The organism is Paenibacillus puerhi (genome assembly GCF_009846885.1).
Classification (GTDB): domain Bacteria; phylum Bacillota; class Bacilli; order Paenibacillales; family NBRC-103111; genus Paenibacillus_G; species Paenibacillus_G puerhi.
In genome coordinates, this window is sequence record NZ_WUWM01000001.1 from 312,162 (window position 1) to 327,894 (window position 15,733).

The window sequence follows — 15,733 nt, forward strand, 5'->3', positions numbered from 1 at the left end:
AAGCGCATAGCTGCCCGAAGCCCGGAATTATAGCCCGGGAAATAACGTAAAAAACCGTCGGATTTTGAAGGGCGCTCCATTGTTAGACACGATCTGACACATGGGAGATGCCGTTCAATCCTGACGGTTTTTTTGGTTTTTCTAAATTAGGCGCGAAGCATGGTATCAATAACGGCTCCGCCGAGACAAACATCCCCGTCGTAGAAAACTACGGATTGTCCAGGCGTGATCGCCTTTTGCGGTTGATCGAAGATTACCTCACACGCTCCGTCCGAGCCAAAGTGGACGGTTACTCCTTGGTCGGGCTGGCGGTAACGGAACTTGGCTGTACAGGCGTAAGCTTCCTTCGGAGCGTCGCCAGCGATCCAGTTCAGCTCGGAGGCCAGCAGGCCCGTGGAGTACAATTCCGGGTGCTTCTCCCCCTGGACGACATACAAGACGTTATTTTGCAAGTCCTTACCGGCTACAAACCAAGGCTCTCCGCTGCCGGAGCCGCCGATGCCGAGTCCTTGGCGCTGACCGAGCGTGTAGTACATCAGTCCGTCATGCCGGCCCTTCACTTCCCCGTCCAGCGTTTTCATATCGCCGGGCTTGGCCGGCAGGTAGCCGCTGAGAAACTCCTTAAAGTTCCGTTCGCCGATAAAGCAGACGCCTGTGCTGTCCTTTTTCTTGGCGGTCGCCAGTCCCGCCTTCTCCGCGATAGCGCGAACCTCCGGCTTCGGCAGATGGCCGATCGGGAACATCGCTTTGGACAGCTGGTACTGGTTGAGCGCGTGGAGGAAGTAGGTTTGATCCTTCCCGGCGTCCACTCCGCGAAGCAGACGAAACTTGCCATCCTGTTGGTCAACGCGGGCATAATGCCCGGTAGCGATATAGTCGGCTCCCAGTTCAAGCGCTTTGTTCAAAAACTCGCCGAACTTGATCTCGCGGTTGCACATGACATCGGGATTGGGAGTGCGCCCCTTGCGGTATTCGTCGAGAAAATAGGCGAATACCTTATCCATGTATGGTTTCTCAAAATTTACCGTATAATAAGGAATACCGATTTGATCGCAAACGCGGCGAACGTCTTCGGCATCTTCCTCTGCTGTGCAGTGGCCGAATTCATCGGTATCATCCCAGTTTTTCATAAATACGCCTATGACCTCGTAACCCTGCTCCTTCAACAGGAGCGCTGATACGGAGGAATCGACCCCCCCGGACATCCCAAGGACGATACGTGGTTTACTCATAGCATTCCCTCGCTTTGCTTGATGACATGGTTGTTATTATACATCGAATTGCTGCGAAGATAAAATATTTTCAATATTATGCCCAGGTTAGTCTCCCACAGGAAACGGTTTTATGTTACCATAGAAAAGATACGAAAATGTATGATATGTAAATGAGGTGCTCGACTTGAAAATTTCTACTAAAGGCCGCTACGGACTAACCATCATGATGGAGCTAGCGACTCGTTTCGGAGAAGGCCCCACCTCACTGAAAAGCATCGCGGAGAAGCATCAGTTATCCGAACATTACTTAGAGCAATTGGTTGCCCCGCTGCGTAACGCAGGGTTAGTCAAGAGCATTCGCGGCGCCTACGGGGGTTATATACTGTCGAAGAACCCCGAGGATATTTCTGCAGGCGATGTGATTCGGGTATTGGAAGGGCCGATCAGTCCCGTTGATTTTACGGAAGAAGACGATCCGGCGAAGCGACATTTGTGGATTCGCATTCGTGATGGCATTGCAGAGGTGCTGGATTCGACCTCTTTGCATGATTTGATTACTTTCAGAGATGAAGGCAGTCAGAGCGACAGCTACATGTTTTATATCTAGTCCGGGCAGGCCTTACTCCTGTAAGGCTTGCCACTTTCTCTACCGGTTTGAAATATATGCGGAACGAATTGTGGTGAATTCAATTGGACACGATTTACTTGGATCATGCCGCTACGACCCCGGTTCACCCGGAAGTTGTAGAGGCTATGCTGCCTTATTGGACCGGCAGCTTCGGCAATGCGTCGAGTACGCACTCAGCCGGACGCGGAGCGAAGCTCGCGTTAAACGATGCTCGGGACCGAATCGCCAGCTTCATCGGCAGCTCGTCCTCCGAGCTTATTTTCACGTCCGGGGGTACGGAGAGCGACAACCTCGCGTTGTTCGGTGCGGCCGAAGCGGGACGCAGCCGCGGCTCTCATATCGTAACCACCCGGGTGGAGCATCACGCCGTTTTGCATGCTTGCGAGCGGCTGAGCAGACTGGGCTTCGAGGTTACCTATGTCCCGGTCGATGAGTACGGGCAAGTGTCCCTTGTGGATGTTCAAGAGGCCGTGAGGCCGGATACGATATTGATCAGCGTGATGCATGGCAATAACGAGGTTGGTACGCTGCAGCCGATCGAAGAGATCGGCTGCTTCGCTCGCGATCGGGGCATCGTTTTCCATGTGGATGCGGTGCAAACGCTCGCGTATGAGCCGCTGCGGCTTTCGGAGCTGCCAGTCGATCTGATGAGCTTTTCCGCGCATAAGCTTTATGGTCCCAAGGGGATCGGCGCGTTGTATATAGCCCGTAATACGCGATTTATCCCGCAGGGCTACGGCGGTTCGCAGGAGCGCAAGCGCCGTCCTGGCACGGAGAATGTTCCGGCCATTGCAGGGTTTGCCAAGGCGGTGGAGCTTTTTGATCGCAACAGGTATGAATACAGGGAGAAAGTGGAAAGACTACGTAGTAAATTGGTTCATGAGCTGGAGCGGCGGCTAGGAAAGGAAGCTTTCCTCCTGAACGGACATCCGTGCGAACGCCTGCCCCACATCCTGAACATCAGCTTTCCGGGTATTTCTACCGAGACAATGCTGATGAATCTGGATCTTGCCGGAGTTGCAGCGGCCAGCGGATCGGCCTGTACGTCAGGCTCGCTCGAGGTCTCTCATGTCCTCCGTGCCATGGGGTTGTCCGAGGAGAGGGCGGGCTCCGCTATCCGATTCAGTTTCGGGGCGGGCAATGACGAAGATCAGATGATCCGCACCGCTGAAATAATTGAAACCGTCGCGGCGCGCTTGCGTAATAAAATCTAGGTTTTTTGTTGCGCTGCAAGCTGCGGTGACGTTCCCGGTTTTGGCTCAAATCCGGAAATGGAGAGAATGTTGTTGAAGCGAACGCGAGATGTAATCGGACTACCTGTGATAGGCGTACAGACCGGCAAGCAAGTAGGCGTTATCAAAGATGTACTGCTCGACGACGAGTGGCAGGTTCAAGCTTTCGTACTCAGTGATGGATACTGGTTCCAGGATGCGACAGGCGTCGGATGGGACAGTGTAGTAGCAGTCGGCGACGATGCCGTGACGATCAAGCAGGAGGAGCTTATCGGGCCTCTAGACGCTGCTGGGTCATGGAGATTGCTGCTCGGCGGCAGCCGCCGCATCAAAGGATTGCCTTTACTAACCGTCAACGGGCACCAACTCGGGGTGGTCGATGATGTTTATTTGGATGGGGAATCGGGTAGGAAAGTAATAGGTTATGAAGTAACCGAGGGTTTCATTTCAGATCTCAAAGAAGGGCGCAAGTGGTTGCCCATGCCGGAGTCCGTCAAAGTCGGCGAGGATGCCTTGATTGTTCCCGTTCACGCAAGCGAGGCGTTGGAGGAAATCTTCGTACCAAAAGAAGAATAGGGTGATACCGATGTTACGTTGTCCAAATTGCAACTCGAAAGATATTGGCAAAATCGGCTCGCACCAGTTTTATTGCTGGGGCTGCTTTATCGAACTGACGGTGAACGGTGAAAAAATGTCCGTATTTCAAGTAGAGGAAGATGGTACGCTTAGCTCGCTTGATGATCTTTTCTTCGAAGAGGAAATGCCGGAAGTACACGCTAACTAACATGCGAACGGACAGAATAAATATGAAACGCCGCCTCGTTCAGCGCCCGCCGCTGCCAAGGCGGCGTTTTTTGCCTGCTTCCGGGTTGTGCGGCAAAACCATGGGTTAAGATCCAGAGGTTGTACATATACTGTCTTATGTGGAAACCCGCCGCTGCCCAAGCGGCGCCAGGAGGGGAAACCCATGGAGAAGATACCCAAAAACCGCTTGCTGCTAGGAATGATATATGTACTGGTCGGGCTGGCGATCCTGTTGCTGCTGATGCAGCTTCGGCCGATGATCTCGGGGGTATACGTATTCCTGCGGGAAATCCTTACTCCGTTCATCATAGCCCTCATCATATCTTACGTGCTGAATCCGGTAGTTTCGCTGCTGGGAGCGCGCAGAGTGCCCCGTACGATCGCCGTCCTGTTGATCTATGCGATGTTCATCATGTCCATGACCGTGATTCTGATGAACGTCATCCCGATGTTCGTAAGACAGCTGTCAGAGCTGAACGAGCGTATGCCGGATGTCTCGATCAAGGCTCAGAGCCTGGTAGATAATCTGAACGGACTGCAGTTTCTGCCGGATAGCGTGCGGATTGGAATCAACCAGTCGTTGTCGAAGCTGGAGGCGGGCATCTCGGCAGGCATCGCGGATTATATCCACGGCATCGGCAACACGATCAATACGCTTTTCATGGTGTTCATTATTCCGTTTGTCTCCTTTTATATGCTGAAGGACTTTCATCTGCTGGAGAAAACGACGCTTGCCATCGTGCCGAAGACGCATCGCAAAGAAATTGTTTCCTTGCTGATGGATATCGACACGGCGCTCGGCAATTACATTCGCGGGCAATTTACCGTCTGCCTCATCATCGGCTTGTTGGCCTATATCGGGTACTGGGCCATCGGCATGCCTTATGCGCTGCTGCTCGCCAGCATCGTGGCAATATTCAACATCATTCCGTATCTGGGGCCGTTCCTCGGAGCCGCGCCGGCCCTGATCGTAGCCTCTACGATCTCGATCAAGATGGTGCTGCTGGTCATCCTGGTCAACACGGTGTGTCAAATTCTGGAGGGAAATGTGATTTCCCCGCAGGTCGTGGGCAGATCCTTGAACATGCACCCCTTGTTCATTATTTTCGCGCTGCTCGTCGGAGGCGAGGTCGCCGGGGTGGCGGGACTTATTTTGGCTGTACCGTTTTTTGCCGTAATGAAGGTGATCGTGCAGCATTTGTTTCTGTATTTGGTGCATCGGCGGACGGTATAGCGCTGTATAGCGTGAGAGATGCCAGGGCGGGCTTAAGCTGTCAGTCCTTTCAGTCCTCTCAGTTGACAGTCCACGCCGGAGAGCGGTATAATTTGTCGGTATAGCTTCCATTGACTATAGTCAAAAAGCGTTGAAGAAATCAAGTAGGTCATAGTCCATTAGCCAGAGAGAGGGCTTGGGGGCTGGCTCAGGCACGTCGGTACGCTACAGGTTGGCCGCCGGCATGTCGCCAGACTGCTCCGCTGCGAGAGCCTTCCTGATGAAGGATGACCGAAAGCTCATTTCGGAGTGCGGATAAACGCCGCCGGTCCCGGACCCGTTACTGTCCGGCTAGAGGAGATTGTGTCACCGGTAGAGGCGCCCAGGCGGCTCTCCAAGGGTGTGCGCACAATAACCAGGGTGGTACCGCGATTTATTCGTCCCTGCTTTCAGGGGCGTTTTTTTGTCGTTTTCCGTTTCATACCAATTAAGGGGGGTTATTAGCAAATGAAAGCCAGTGAAATTCGCGCCAAGTGGTTAGCCTTTTTTGAAAGCAAGGGACATAAGATTGAGCCGAGCTCTCCATTAGTCCCGCACAACGACCCGTCGCTGCTTTGGATTAATGCCGGCATGGCCCCGCTCAAGGCGTATTTCGACGGCCGCGTCGTGCCTGAGAATCCGCGCATCGCCAATTCGCAGAAATGTATCCGCACCAACGACATCGAGAATGTAGGGAAGACCCGGCGTCACCATACTTTTTTCGAAATGCTCGGAAACTTCTCGATCGGCGATTACTTCAAGGAAGAAACAATTACCTGGGCCTGGGAGTTTCTGACGGGCAAGGAATGGATCGGCTTCGACCCGGAACGGCTTTCGGTCACCGTATATCCGGAAGATACCGAGGCATTTGAGCTGTGGAACAAAAAAATCGGGATTCCGGAGGAGCGCATCTACAGGCTGGATGAAAACTTCTGGGATATCGGCGAAGGCCCATGCGGACCGTGTACGGAAATTTTCTACGACCGCGGAGAGAAGTATGGCGATCTGAACGATCCGGAATGCTGGCCGGGAGGCGAGAATGAGCGTTTTCTCGAGGTGTGGAATCTCGTCTTCTCGCAATTCAACCATAATAAGGACGGCAGCTACACGCCGCTGCCCAACAAGAACATCGATACCGGGGCAGGCCTGGAGCGGTTCGCTTCGATCCTGCAGGACGTGGACTCGAACTTCGATACGGACCTGTTCCAGCCGATCATCCAGAAGACCGCCGAGTTGGCTGGCGTCACCTACAAGCAGCATGCGGAGACGGATGTCGCGCTGAAGGTGATCGCGGACCATATCCGTACGGTCGCCTTCTCCGTAGGCGACGGCGTTCTGCCTTCCAATGAGGGCCGCGGCTACGTCATTCGCCGCCTGCTGCGCAGGGCCGTTCGTTACGGCAAGGTCATCGGGCTGGACAAGCCCTTCCTGTATACGCTGACAGGCATCGTCGGCGATATTATGGGCGTTTACTATCCGGAGGTTGTGGAGAAACGCGAATTTATCGAGAAGGTTATCCGTACCGAGGAAGAGCGGTTCCATGAAACGCTGGGAGGCGGTCTCGCGATCCTGTCGGAGTTGACGGAAAAGGCGCGTCAAGCTGGCGAAACTGCCATCAGCGGGCCTGATGCATTCAAGCTCTACGATACGTATGGCTTTCCTTTCGATCTGACCGAGGACTTTGCAGCCGAGCAAGGCTTGACGGTCGACCGGGCAGGCTTCGATACAGCGATGCAGGAGCAGCGGGAGCGCGCCCGCGCCGCCCGGCAGGAATCGGACAGCATGAAGGTTCAGGGCGGGCCCCTTGCCGATTACACGGTTAAAACCGAGTTTGTTGGACATACTGAACTGGTAACAACTGCTAATGTCATTGCTATTGTGCATGAGCAGCAATTCGTGGATCTCGTCGGCATCGGAGAAATCTGCCAGGTGATTCTCGACCGCACGCCGTTCTATGCGGAAAGCGGCGGCCAGGTCAGCGACCATGGCTGCATGACCGCGGGAGACCTGGTGCTGAGGGTCGAGGACGTCAGCAAGGCCCCGCACGGCCAGCATGTGCATACGGTGCGCGTCGAAGCGGGCGTGCTGCGCAAAGGGGAAACCGTCCAGGCTGTCGTCACTCAGGATGTGCGCGAGGATATTATCAAAAATCATACGGCAACCCACTTGCTTCACAAGGCGCTTAAAGATGTTCTTGGCGAGCATGTCAACCAGGCGGGCTCGCTTGTAGCGCCGGACCGTCTGCGCTTCGACTTCTCGCACTTCGGCGGCATATCGGCTGAGGAGCTTCAAGACATCGAGCGCCGCGTTAACGAACAAATCTGGAACAATCTGGTTGTAGATATCAGCTTGAAGCCAATTGCGGAAGCAAAGGCCCTTGGAGCGATGGCTTTGTTCGGCGAGAAATACGGCGACATCGTCCGCGTCGTGCGGGTCGGTAACTACAGCCTGGAGCTGTGCGGCGGCTGCCATGTGGCAAGCACCGGCCAAATCGGCTTGTTCAAAATAATCAGCGAGTCGGGGATCGGCTCCGGAGTGCGTCGGATCGAGGCGGCAACCGGAAGAGGGGCTTATCAGTATCTGGACGATCAGCTGCAGCTGCTGCGGGACGCAGCGGGACTGCTGAAGTCGAATATCCCGGATGTACCGAAGCGCGTAGAAGGGTTGTTCGCCCAGCTCAAGGAGCTTTCTCGCGAGAACGAATCGCTTAAGGCGAAGCTGTCTCATGTCGAAGCAGGCTCTTTGACCGATCAGGTCAAATCGGTCGGCGGTATCTCCTTGCTGGCGGCCGAAGTCAGCGCAGGCGATATGGAGACGCTTCGCAACATCGTGGATCAAATGAAGCAGAAGCTGGGCTCCGCCGTTATCGTGCTCGGCGCAGCGGCTGAAGGCAAGGTCAACCTGGTCGCGGCGGTGACGCCGGATTTGGTCAGCCAAGGCTATCATGCCGGGAAGCTGATCAAGGAAGTTGCGACGGCCTGCGGAGGAAGCGGCGGCGGGCGGCCGGACATGGCCCAGGCGGGAGGCAAGGACGCCTCGAAGCTGGCCGAAGCGCTTGCCGGCGTCGAAGGCTGGATATTGTCCAAATAATGTTCGGGTAAAATGTTCGCCTGTCAACAGGAATTTGTTGACTGATGGCGAATATGTGTGTAAATCGAATTGCAGGGGGTGCTTCGCAAGATGAGTTCAATGGATAAAACGATGAAATTCAACGTCAAAGCGGAAGAGATCGAAACCTCGCCCAAAGAAGTCATTCTGGCGGTATATGACGCGCTGCAGGAAAAAGGGTATAATCCGATTAACCAGATCGTCGGTTACTTGCTATCCGGCGATCCGGCCTACATCCCGCGTCACGATAACGCCCGAAGCATCATTCGCAAACGGGAGAGGGACGAGCTGATCGAGGAATTGGTCCGTTCGTACCTGAAGCAGTACAAGTCATAAGTTGACAGACGGGGAACATGCTATGCGCTTGATGGGATTGGATTATGGGGACAAAACGATCGGCGTCGCAGTCAGCGATGAGCTCGGATGGACGGCGCAGGGCTTGGAAGTGATCCGGCGCACGACGGAGGAGCGCGATCTGGGCAGGCTGCAGGACATCATCCGGGCCTACGAAGTCTCGGAAATTGTCGTCGGCCTGCCGAAGAACATGAATAACACGATCGGCCCCCGCGGAGAACTATGCATCGAGTTCTCCCGGAATCTGCACGAGGCGCTGCAGATGCCCGTGCATCTGTGGGATGAGAGGCTGACTACCGTTTCGGCGCAGCGGACGCTGCTTGAGGCGGATGTCAGCCGCAAGAAGCGGAAGCTGGTCGTCGATAAGATGGCCGCAGCCCTGATCCTGCAAAACTATATGGATGCCCATTCTAAGTCAAAGAGGTGAAGGACCATGTCCCAGAAGGAAAACAACGACATTCAGGACCAATTGGAAGAGGAACCGGAAATTATTTTTATTCCGGATGAAGAAGGCAACGAAGAAGAGTTCGAAGTGATCATGAAGTTCGAGGTGGACGACTCGGATAAGAAGTACATGATGGTTGTGCCGGTCGATGCGGACGAGGAGTCCGAAGAAGTGTACGCCTTCCGCTACGAGGAAGACGGGGATGATCTCCAGCTGTACACGATCGAAGACGAGGAAGAATGGAACATCGTGGAAGAAACGTTCAACACGCTGATGGATGAGTTCAATGAGGATGAAGAAGAGGAAGAAGAGTCGAAGTAACCCTTCGGCTCTTCCGCCTCACCTGAAGGAGGACGCCATGTCGAACCCTGCGGGGGAAGCTTCTCCGACGCGCCAGTTGCGGGATGCGTACGGAGATGATATTATTTTAGTAGACGAGCGGCAGGAATCCGTCGTTTATCAGATCGTATCCGAGCTTGTGCTGGACGGGCGTGGCTATGCCATGCTGGAGAAAGCACAGCCGGGCAAAGAGGATGAACCGGAAATTTTTCGCGTCACGCGCAAGGGCGATGGAGAGCTGGAGCTCGAGACAATCGAGGATGACGACGAGTGGGAAGATATCTCGGAGCTATTCGACGAGTGGACATTCCCTCCGGACGATAGCCTGTAAGCCGGCAATTGATCTTGAACAGCCTATGAGCGGAGATGATCCGCTCTTTTTCGTTTGTGCGGAGAAAGGGGAACTATGACACTAAAACGGTTCTGGATATGGGGACTTCTGCTGATCATCTGCCTCGCGGTCGGCCTGACAGTGGGCCTGGCGCTCTATGTGAGCCGGGGCCTGGCGCCGTCGCCCGCTTCGGAAACGCCCGTACGGGTGGCCTTTCCGTCCGGTACAGGGGTTGGAGAGCTCGCCGCTGAGCTGCAGCAGAAGGGCTTGATTCGCGATGCGCGGCTGTTCAGGTATTATGTGAAGTATAAGGGCGAGGGCGGCCGGTTTCAGGCCGGAGAATACGAGATGCGGCCGGGCTTAACCTCCGACGCGATTATTGCCATGCTGAACCAGGGGGATACGGTCAAGGAGGCGGGACTGCGTCTCACGGTTCCCGAAGGCTTTACGATCAGACAAATTGCCGAGAAGCTGCAGCAGTCGGGCATAGAGCCAGCCGCGTTCGAGGCGGCCTTGAAGCGATTTGTGGCTCCGCAAGGTTCGGCTGCGGCCGGCATTCCTAGCGATCCGAATCTAAAGGCGCGCCTGGAGGGCTACCTGTATCCCGACACCTATGAATGGAAGAAGGATGCCGGAGCGGACGAACTGGTGGCGACGATGGCGGCACAGCTAGACAAGCGGCTGCAGGAGCTTCCGGAGGGCTGGCGGCAGGCGATGGATACCCACGGGCTAACGCTGCATCAAACCTTGACGCTGGCTTCGTTGATCGAGCGGGAGGTCGCTGCAGAGGAAGAGCGCGCTCTGGTCAGCGGGGTCATTCATAACCGACTAAAGCAAAACAAGCAGCTTGAGATTGATGCGACTATTCAATATTTATTCGACAAGCAAAAGGAAAGACTGTTTGAGAAGGACCTGCGTGTAGAAAGTCCTTATAATACGTATTTGAACCGGGGCCTGCCCCCGGGACCGATCGCCAGTCCATCGCTTGCATCTATTCAGGCGGCCTTGTACCCGCAAGAGACGAAATACCTGTTCTATGTAACTAAGAAGGACGGCAGCCGCAAGCATTTATTCGCGGAGACCTTTGAAGAGCATAAGAAGAATATCGCAGAGAGCAACAAGACGGCCTCGCCCCTGACGAGGGAGACCGAATCTGAGAAAGTAGAGGTGCCGGAATGAGGACAAAGCCGGAATTGCTAATAGCTGCGGGTACGCCCGCAGAAGCTCGGCGGTACGTGGAGGCGGGAGCAGATGCGGTGCTGATCGGCGAGCATCGCTTCGGATTGCGTCTGCCCGGCGAGATAACTGTCCGCGAGCTGGAGGAGCTGGTGCCATGGCTGCACGAGCGCCAGGTCAAGGTGTACGCCGCGGTAAATAATCTGATGAGCAATGAGCAGCTTGACGAGCTTCAGGCGTACCTGAAGGAGCTGCATAAGCTGAAGATCGATGCGCTTGTGTTCGGAGACCCCGCGGTGCTTATCGCAGTTCGCAAGGCGGCGCCGGGCATCGGCTTGCACTGGAACGCGGAGATGACCTCGACCAATTATGCAACGGCCAAGTATTGGGGGACCAAGGGCGCTACACGCATGGTGCTGGCCCGTGAGCTGAACCTGGAGGAGACGCTCGAAATCAAACGTCTGCTGCCCGACATGGAGGTGCAGGTGCAGGTCCACGGGATTACGAATATTTATCATTCGAAACGCAGCCTGCTGACGAATTATCAGAACCATCAAGGCGAAAACCGCGTATTGACGTCGGATGAAGTGTTGAAGGCAGGGGTCGATCAGGGATTGTTTCTCATCGAGCAGGAGAGGCAGAACGAGCGCTATCCGGTTTATGAGGACATCAACGGAACGCATATTATGAGCTCGGACGATATCTGTATACTGGACAGCCTGCATGAGCTGCTGGAGGGCGGGATCGACAGCCTGAAGATCGAACCGCTGCTCAAATCAGTCGAATACAATGAGACGGTGCTGCGCGGCTATCGTCAGGCGATCGATGCTTACACGGCGGACCCGTCAGGCTATGTGTTCGATGAAAGACTGCTGGATGCGATCCGCGAGCTTCAGGATCCGAGACGCGAGCTGTCCTACGGATTTTTCTTTAAAGAGCAAGTCTACTAAGATCAGGCTATAAGGAAAGAGGTGAGCCCGAATGACTACAAAGGAACAAGAAGCGCTGCTAGGCAAGCGCATCAGGCTGGAGAAGCCTGAGCTGCTGGCGCCTGCGGGGAGTCTGGAGAAGCTGAAGTTCGCCGTTCATTACGGCGCAGATGCCGTCTATATCGGCGGGCAGCAGTACGGCCTTCGTTCGAACGCCGATAACTTCACGTTCGAGGAGATGCGCGAAGGCGTGGAATTCGCCGAGAAGTACGGAGCGAAGGTTTTCGTGGCGACTAACATTTATGCGCATAACGAGGATATCGCCGGCCTGGAAGACTACCTGAGAGGCATTCAGGACACGGGTGTCCATGCCATTATCGTGGCCGATCCGATCATCATCGAAACATGCCGCCGCGTCGCGCCTAAGCTGGAGATCCACCTCAGTACGCAGCAATCGACGATGAACTGGCAGGCTGTCCAGTTCTGGAAGGAAGACGGCGTAGAACGCGTCGTGCTTGCCCGTGAGGTGAGCATGGACGAGATCGTAGATATCAAGCGGAACGTCGAGATCGAGATCGAAGTATTCGTGCATGGCGCGATGTGCAGCTCGTACTCGGGACGATGCGTGCTGTCCAACCACTTTACGGATCGGGACTCGAACCGCGGGGGCTGTTCGCAGTCCTGCCGCTGGAAGTATGATTTGTTTACGACGGAAGAGGAGCTGGCCGGCCCGCAGATCGGGATCAAGGAGCTGCCGCTGTTCCAGGAGGGGGATAACCCCTTCTCGATGAGCTCCAAGGACTTGTGCATGATCGAGCATTTGCCGGAACTGATCCGTTCTGGTGTGGACAGCTTCAAAATTGAGGGTCGGATGAAGAGCGTGCATTATGTGGCTACAGTCGTGAACGCCTACCGCCAGGCCATCGATGCTTACTTTGCCGATCCGGAGAATTATGAGCTGAAGCCCGAATGGCTCTACGACATCCAGAAGGCAGCGAACCGTCCGCTGAATACCGGATTTTTCTTTGATCAGCCGGATCATGAGGATCATATATTCGAACCGGAAGATAAGGCCGCGCCTTATGATTTTGTCGGAGTGGTCATGGAGTACGATGCGGAGAACGGCACGGCGCTCGTCCAGCAGCGCAATCACTTCAAGCCCGGCCAGGAAATTGAGTTTTTCGGTCCCGGCGGTACCTTCTTCAAGCAGACGGTACCGGATATCTACAACGAAGCCGGCGAATCGCTGGATGCGGCAAGACACCCGCTCCAGCCGATCCGGATGAAGGTAGCCTCTCCTGTCCGGCCATACGATATGGTAAGAAAACGTATGGGCAAAGGAAAGTAAACGCATGGCAGCGAGGCCATAGCTAACATGAGGAAGAAGCGTCTGTCCCAGGCTTGGGCAGGCGCTTTTTGACGTCCTATATACGGGTAAGAAGAGGATGGGACGTAAGGACTATAAAATTTCTAAATCGGCAGGTTCCTAGGAGGATTTCGCCAAAATGATGTCGAATATATGGATAAGCTTACAACAACCCAATATTTACTTATGTGCTGCAAGTCCATATGTGCCAATCAAGAATAGGTGGTGTATCCTGTGAAGAAAACGCTATCATCGCTGCTGGGGCGCTTTCGACAAGCCGGCAAGTCTGAGAAAACCGAGGCCGACGACTCTCTTATCCATCCGCCGCAATCCGGCCAACCCATCCCAAGCAGGGCCGCCGAATCCTTGGAGAGCACGCGCGTTAACCCGTTGAGGTCGGTAGGGGGCAAGCTATTTGTCATCTTCTTCTTAAGTATTGTATGTTTCGTGCTGACGGTAGGGCTGATTTCTTATAACAAATCCAAAGAGGTCATTCAGAATAAGGTAGCCAATGCTTCCGAGCAAACGATCATACAAGCAGGCGAGAAGCTGGATCTGGTCTTTTCCAGGTATGAAGAATTGTCGATGCAAATGGTGCTCAATAATGAAATAAGCAAAGGTATAAGCGCTATCCAGATGGTGAACCGAAACTCCTATGAATTTATGGAGCAGGGCCGTCTGCTGACGGAGCAGTTGAATATGTATGCGTTTTCCAATAAAACAATCAGCGCCATTCATCTGCTGACAGTGAAGGGAGAGGGCATCAACTCAACGAACAGTACGCTGGGGGCGACGATTCAGCCTGACCAGGAATGGTTCAAATCGATCGTGGAGGCAGGCGGTCAGGTGGTATGGCTGGAGACCAAGGAGAACGGATATACGGAGGCCTCCTACTCGGGGGGTAAGGGAGAGCCTACCTTCGCACTGGGGAGATTGCTGAAAAATGCCGTGTCCAGCGAGGTTATGGGTGTTCTGATTATCGAGATCAAGGTAGACGTCGTCGGACAACAGATGGAACAAATTAACATGGGGGATGGCGGAAGCACGGTAGTGCTCTCAGGATCGGGCAACTATGTGTATGCCAAGGACAAGGGCCTTATAGCCAAGCCAAGTACGCTCCCGGTCGGCATGGAGGCGTTCCAGGAAAAGCACGATCAACTGAAATCGCCTGACGGCCAAAGTCAGCTGGTGTATTATAGATCTCCGATGAACGGCTGGACGATCGTTGGCGTCATGCCGGTGAAGGAGCTTGTAAAGGACGCCTCCGTCATTTTCAATCTGACGATTGTCATAGCCTTCGGCGCTATGCTGATCGCGCTGGTGATCGGATTTATGCTGGCCCGTCTGATCGGTCAACCGCTTGTTGAGCTGAGGAACCTGATGAAGGAAGGCGAGAGGGGGAATCTGGGCGTGCGCATGCCCGTCAAACGGCAGGACGAGATCGGTCAGCTCAGCGTCAGCTTTAACCAGATGATGGAGAAGATTACGCAGCTCGTGCAGCAGACGAATATATCGGCTCAGGAAGTGCTGGACACGGCGGGCGAGCTGTCCGAAGCCTCGAAGAAGACGGCGATGTCCGCGAAGGATATAGCGGTGGCGACCGAGGAGATCGCAAGCGGAGCCAGCAGTCTGGCCGTGGAGTCGGAGCGCGGCAATGAGCTGACGCACGCCATCGGCATGCAGATGAAAACCGTGGTCGAAGCCAACGTGATCATGGGGACGGCCGCCGGCGAGGTACAGTCGTCCAGTAAGCAGGGGATCGCGTACATGGACGAGCTGATCGGCAAGACCAATGAGACGGAATCGATGACGCGTTCGATGGTGGAGAAGGTCGATAATCTGAAGGAAAGCACGCGCTCGATCGTGAAAATACTCGATGTGCTGGGCAATATCTCCAAGCAGACGAACATTCTGTCGCTGAATGCGACCATCGAGGCGGCGCGGGCAGGAGCGGCAGGCAAGGGCTTCATGGTCGTCGCTGATGAAATCCGCAAGCTGGCCGACCAGTCGCGGCAATCGATCGCGATCGTCGGTCAGATTACGGAGAAAATCCAGAAGGAGATTGAGGAGACGGTCAACGTACTGTCGAAGGCTTATCCGATCTTCCAGGAGCAGATTTCCTCCGTCAAGGAGGCCGACGAGATCTTCAAGCAGGTCGATCAGCAGATGGGCGGCTTTATCGAGCGGCTGTCCGAGGTAACGGAATCGATCAGCCGGCTTGAAACCTCGCAGGTCGTTTTGAACGAAGCCATGACGAACGTCAGTGCAGTGGCCGAGGAATCGTCGGCAACTTCACAAGAGGTCGCATCGCTAAGCACGGAGCAGTTGAGCATTTCCAATGGTTTGGTCAACCTGTCCGATAAGCTGGAGGAGCTGTCCAACTCCCTGAAGGAGTCTTTATCTAAATTCCAGGTATGACGAACGCTGCGGAGCTAATATCGAAGCCAAAGAAACAGGTATGCAGAAAGACCTAGAGCGACCGTCCGGAGCTGGATTTCCGGGCGGTTTTTTTTATGGAACGGCCGTATCCGAGGGGATGTTTCGAATTAAAAGGT

The 15,733-nt window shown here is 54.7% G+C and carries 15 protein-coding genes; 14 read left to right on the forward strand and 1 reads right to left on the reverse strand.

Features of this window, described 5'->3' with window-relative positions:
* Nucleotides 1-146: 146 nt before the first annotated feature.
* Complete coding sequence (gene mnmA / locus GSF01_RS01355) at nucleotides 147-1,232, reverse strand: tRNA 2-thiouridine(34) synthase MnmA (protein WP_159881212.1); 1,086 nt, start codon at nucleotides 1,230-1,232, stop codon at nucleotides 147-149.
* A 166-nt stretch (nucleotides 1,233-1,398) separates the two neighbouring features.
* Between mnmA and cymR the strand changes: the two genes are divergently transcribed.
* The 14 genes from cymR to GSF01_RS01425 all read left to right on the forward strand — a co-directional run bounded on the left by cymR (nucleotide 1,399) and on the right by GSF01_RS01425 (nucleotide 15,596).
* Nucleotides 1,399-1,821: a cysteine metabolism transcriptional regulator CymR gene (gene cymR, locus GSF01_RS01360; protein ID WP_159881213.1), complete on the forward strand. Its 423-nt coding sequence runs from the start codon at nucleotides 1,399-1,401 to the stop codon at nucleotides 1,819-1,821.
* Nucleotides 1,822-1,904: 83 nt separating this feature from the next.
* A complete protein-coding gene (locus GSF01_RS01365; RefSeq protein WP_159881214.1) occupies nucleotides 1,905-3,056 on the forward strand; it encodes a cysteine desulfurase family protein in 1,152 nt (383 codons plus the stop codon).
* A 66-nt stretch (nucleotides 3,057-3,122) separates the two neighbouring features.
* A complete protein-coding gene (locus GSF01_RS01370; protein WP_235941204.1) occupies nucleotides 3,123-3,650 on the forward strand; it encodes a PRC-barrel domain-containing protein in 528 nt (175 codons plus the stop codon).
* A gap of 10 nt (nucleotides 3,651-3,660) precedes the next feature.
* Nucleotides 3,661-3,858: a hypothetical protein gene (locus tag GSF01_RS01375; RefSeq protein ID WP_159881304.1), complete on the forward strand. Its 198-nt coding sequence runs from the start codon at nucleotides 3,661-3,663 to the stop codon at nucleotides 3,856-3,858.
* Nucleotides 3,859-4,041: 183 nt separating this feature from the next.
* Entirely contained in the window at nucleotides 4,042-5,112 is a 1,071-nt protein-coding gene (locus tag GSF01_RS01380) for an AI-2E family transporter (RefSeq protein ID WP_159881216.1), read from the forward strand.
* A 486-nt stretch (nucleotides 5,113-5,598) separates the two neighbouring features.
* Nucleotides 5,599-8,220, forward strand: coding sequence for an alanine--tRNA ligase (gene alaS / locus GSF01_RS01385; protein WP_159881217.1), 2,622 nt, complete (start codon nucleotides 5,599-5,601; stop codon nucleotides 8,218-8,220).
* Between the two features lie 90 nt (nucleotides 8,221-8,310).
* The gene (locus GSF01_RS01390; protein ID WP_072329451.1) at nucleotides 8,311-8,574 is read left to right on the forward strand and encodes an IreB family regulatory phosphoprotein; all 264 of its coding nucleotides are present in this window, start codon (nucleotides 8,311-8,313) and stop codon (nucleotides 8,572-8,574) included.
* Between the two features lie 22 nt (nucleotides 8,575-8,596).
* Nucleotides 8,597-9,019 (forward strand): Holliday junction resolvase RuvX, encoded by a 423-nt coding sequence (ruvX, locus tag GSF01_RS01395; RefSeq protein WP_159881218.1) that lies wholly within the window; start codon nucleotides 8,597-8,599, stop codon nucleotides 9,017-9,019.
* A gap of 6 nt (nucleotides 9,020-9,025) precedes the next feature.
* Nucleotides 9,026-9,358, forward strand: a complete 333-nt coding sequence (locus GSF01_RS01400; protein ID WP_159881219.1) for a DUF1292 domain-containing protein — start codon at nucleotides 9,026-9,028, stop codon at nucleotides 9,356-9,358.
* A 37-nt stretch (nucleotides 9,359-9,395) separates the two neighbouring features.
* Nucleotides 9,396-9,707 (forward strand): DUF1292 domain-containing protein, encoded by a 312-nt coding sequence (locus GSF01_RS01405; protein ID WP_159881220.1) that lies wholly within the window; start codon nucleotides 9,396-9,398, stop codon nucleotides 9,705-9,707.
* A gap of 75 nt (nucleotides 9,708-9,782) precedes the next feature.
* On the forward strand, nucleotides 9,783-10,886 hold the full coding sequence (gene mltG, locus GSF01_RS01410) for an endolytic transglycosylase MltG (RefSeq protein WP_159881221.1): 1,104 nt from the start codon (nucleotides 9,783-9,785) through the stop codon (nucleotides 10,884-10,886).
* The gene (locus GSF01_RS01415; protein ID WP_159881222.1) at nucleotides 10,883-11,833 is read left to right on the forward strand and encodes a peptidase U32 family protein; all 951 of its coding nucleotides are present in this window, start codon (nucleotides 10,883-10,885) and stop codon (nucleotides 11,831-11,833) included. The genes mltG and GSF01_RS01415 overlap by 4 nt, the downstream gene beginning before the upstream one ends.
* Nucleotides 11,834-11,864: 31 nt before the next feature.
* Complete coding sequence (locus tag GSF01_RS01420; RefSeq protein WP_159881223.1) at nucleotides 11,865-13,160, forward strand: peptidase U32 family protein; 1,296 nt, start codon at nucleotides 11,865-11,867, stop codon at nucleotides 13,158-13,160.
* A gap of 252 nt (nucleotides 13,161-13,412) precedes the next feature.
* Nucleotides 13,413-15,596: a methyl-accepting chemotaxis protein gene (locus GSF01_RS01425; RefSeq protein ID WP_235941205.1), complete on the forward strand. Its 2,184-nt coding sequence runs from the start codon at nucleotides 13,413-13,415 to the stop codon at nucleotides 15,594-15,596.
* Nucleotides 15,597-15,733 lie beyond the last annotated feature (137 nt).

Bases quoted from the DNA above. Each gene is read 5' to 3' on its own strand.
- GSF01_RS01400 (WP_159881219.1), top strand. From the start codon at position 9,026: ATGTCCCAGAAGGAAAACAACGACATTCAGGACCAATTGGAAGAGGAA.
- GSF01_RS01370 (WP_235941204.1), top strand. From the start codon at position 3,123: ATGTTGTTGAAGCGAACGCGAGATGTAATCGGACTACCTGTGATAGGC.
- mnmA (WP_159881212.1), bottom strand. From the start codon at position 1,232: ATGAGTAAACCACGTATCGTCCTTGGGATGTCCGGGGGGGTCGATTCC.
- GSF01_RS01380 (WP_159881216.1), top strand. From the start codon at position 4,042: ATGGAGAAGATACCCAAAAACCGCTTGCTGCTAGGAATGATATATGTA.
- ruvX (WP_159881218.1), top strand. From the start codon at position 8,597: ATGCGCTTGATGGGATTGGATTATGGGGACAAAACGATCGGCGTCGCA.
- GSF01_RS01415 (WP_159881222.1), top strand. From the start codon at position 10,883: ATGAGGACAAAGCCGGAATTGCTAATAGCTGCGGGTACGCCCGCAGAA.
- GSF01_RS01375 (WP_159881304.1), top strand. From the start codon at position 3,661: ATGTTACGTTGTCCAAATTGCAACTCGAAAGATATTGGCAAAATCGGC.
- GSF01_RS01405 (WP_159881220.1), top strand. From the start codon at position 9,396: ATGTCGAACCCTGCGGGGGAAGCTTCTCCGACGCGCCAGTTGCGGGAT.
- mltG (WP_159881221.1), top strand. From the start codon at position 9,783: ATGACACTAAAACGGTTCTGGATATGGGGACTTCTGCTGATCATCTGC.
- alaS (WP_159881217.1), top strand. From the start codon at position 5,599: ATGAAAGCCAGTGAAATTCGCGCCAAGTGGTTAGCCTTTTTTGAAAGC.
- GSF01_RS01420 (WP_159881223.1), top strand. From the start codon at position 11,865: ATGACTACAAAGGAACAAGAAGCGCTGCTAGGCAAGCGCATCAGGCTG.
- GSF01_RS01390 (WP_072329451.1), top strand. From the start codon at position 8,311: ATGAGTTCAATGGATAAAACGATGAAATTCAACGTCAAAGCGGAAGAG.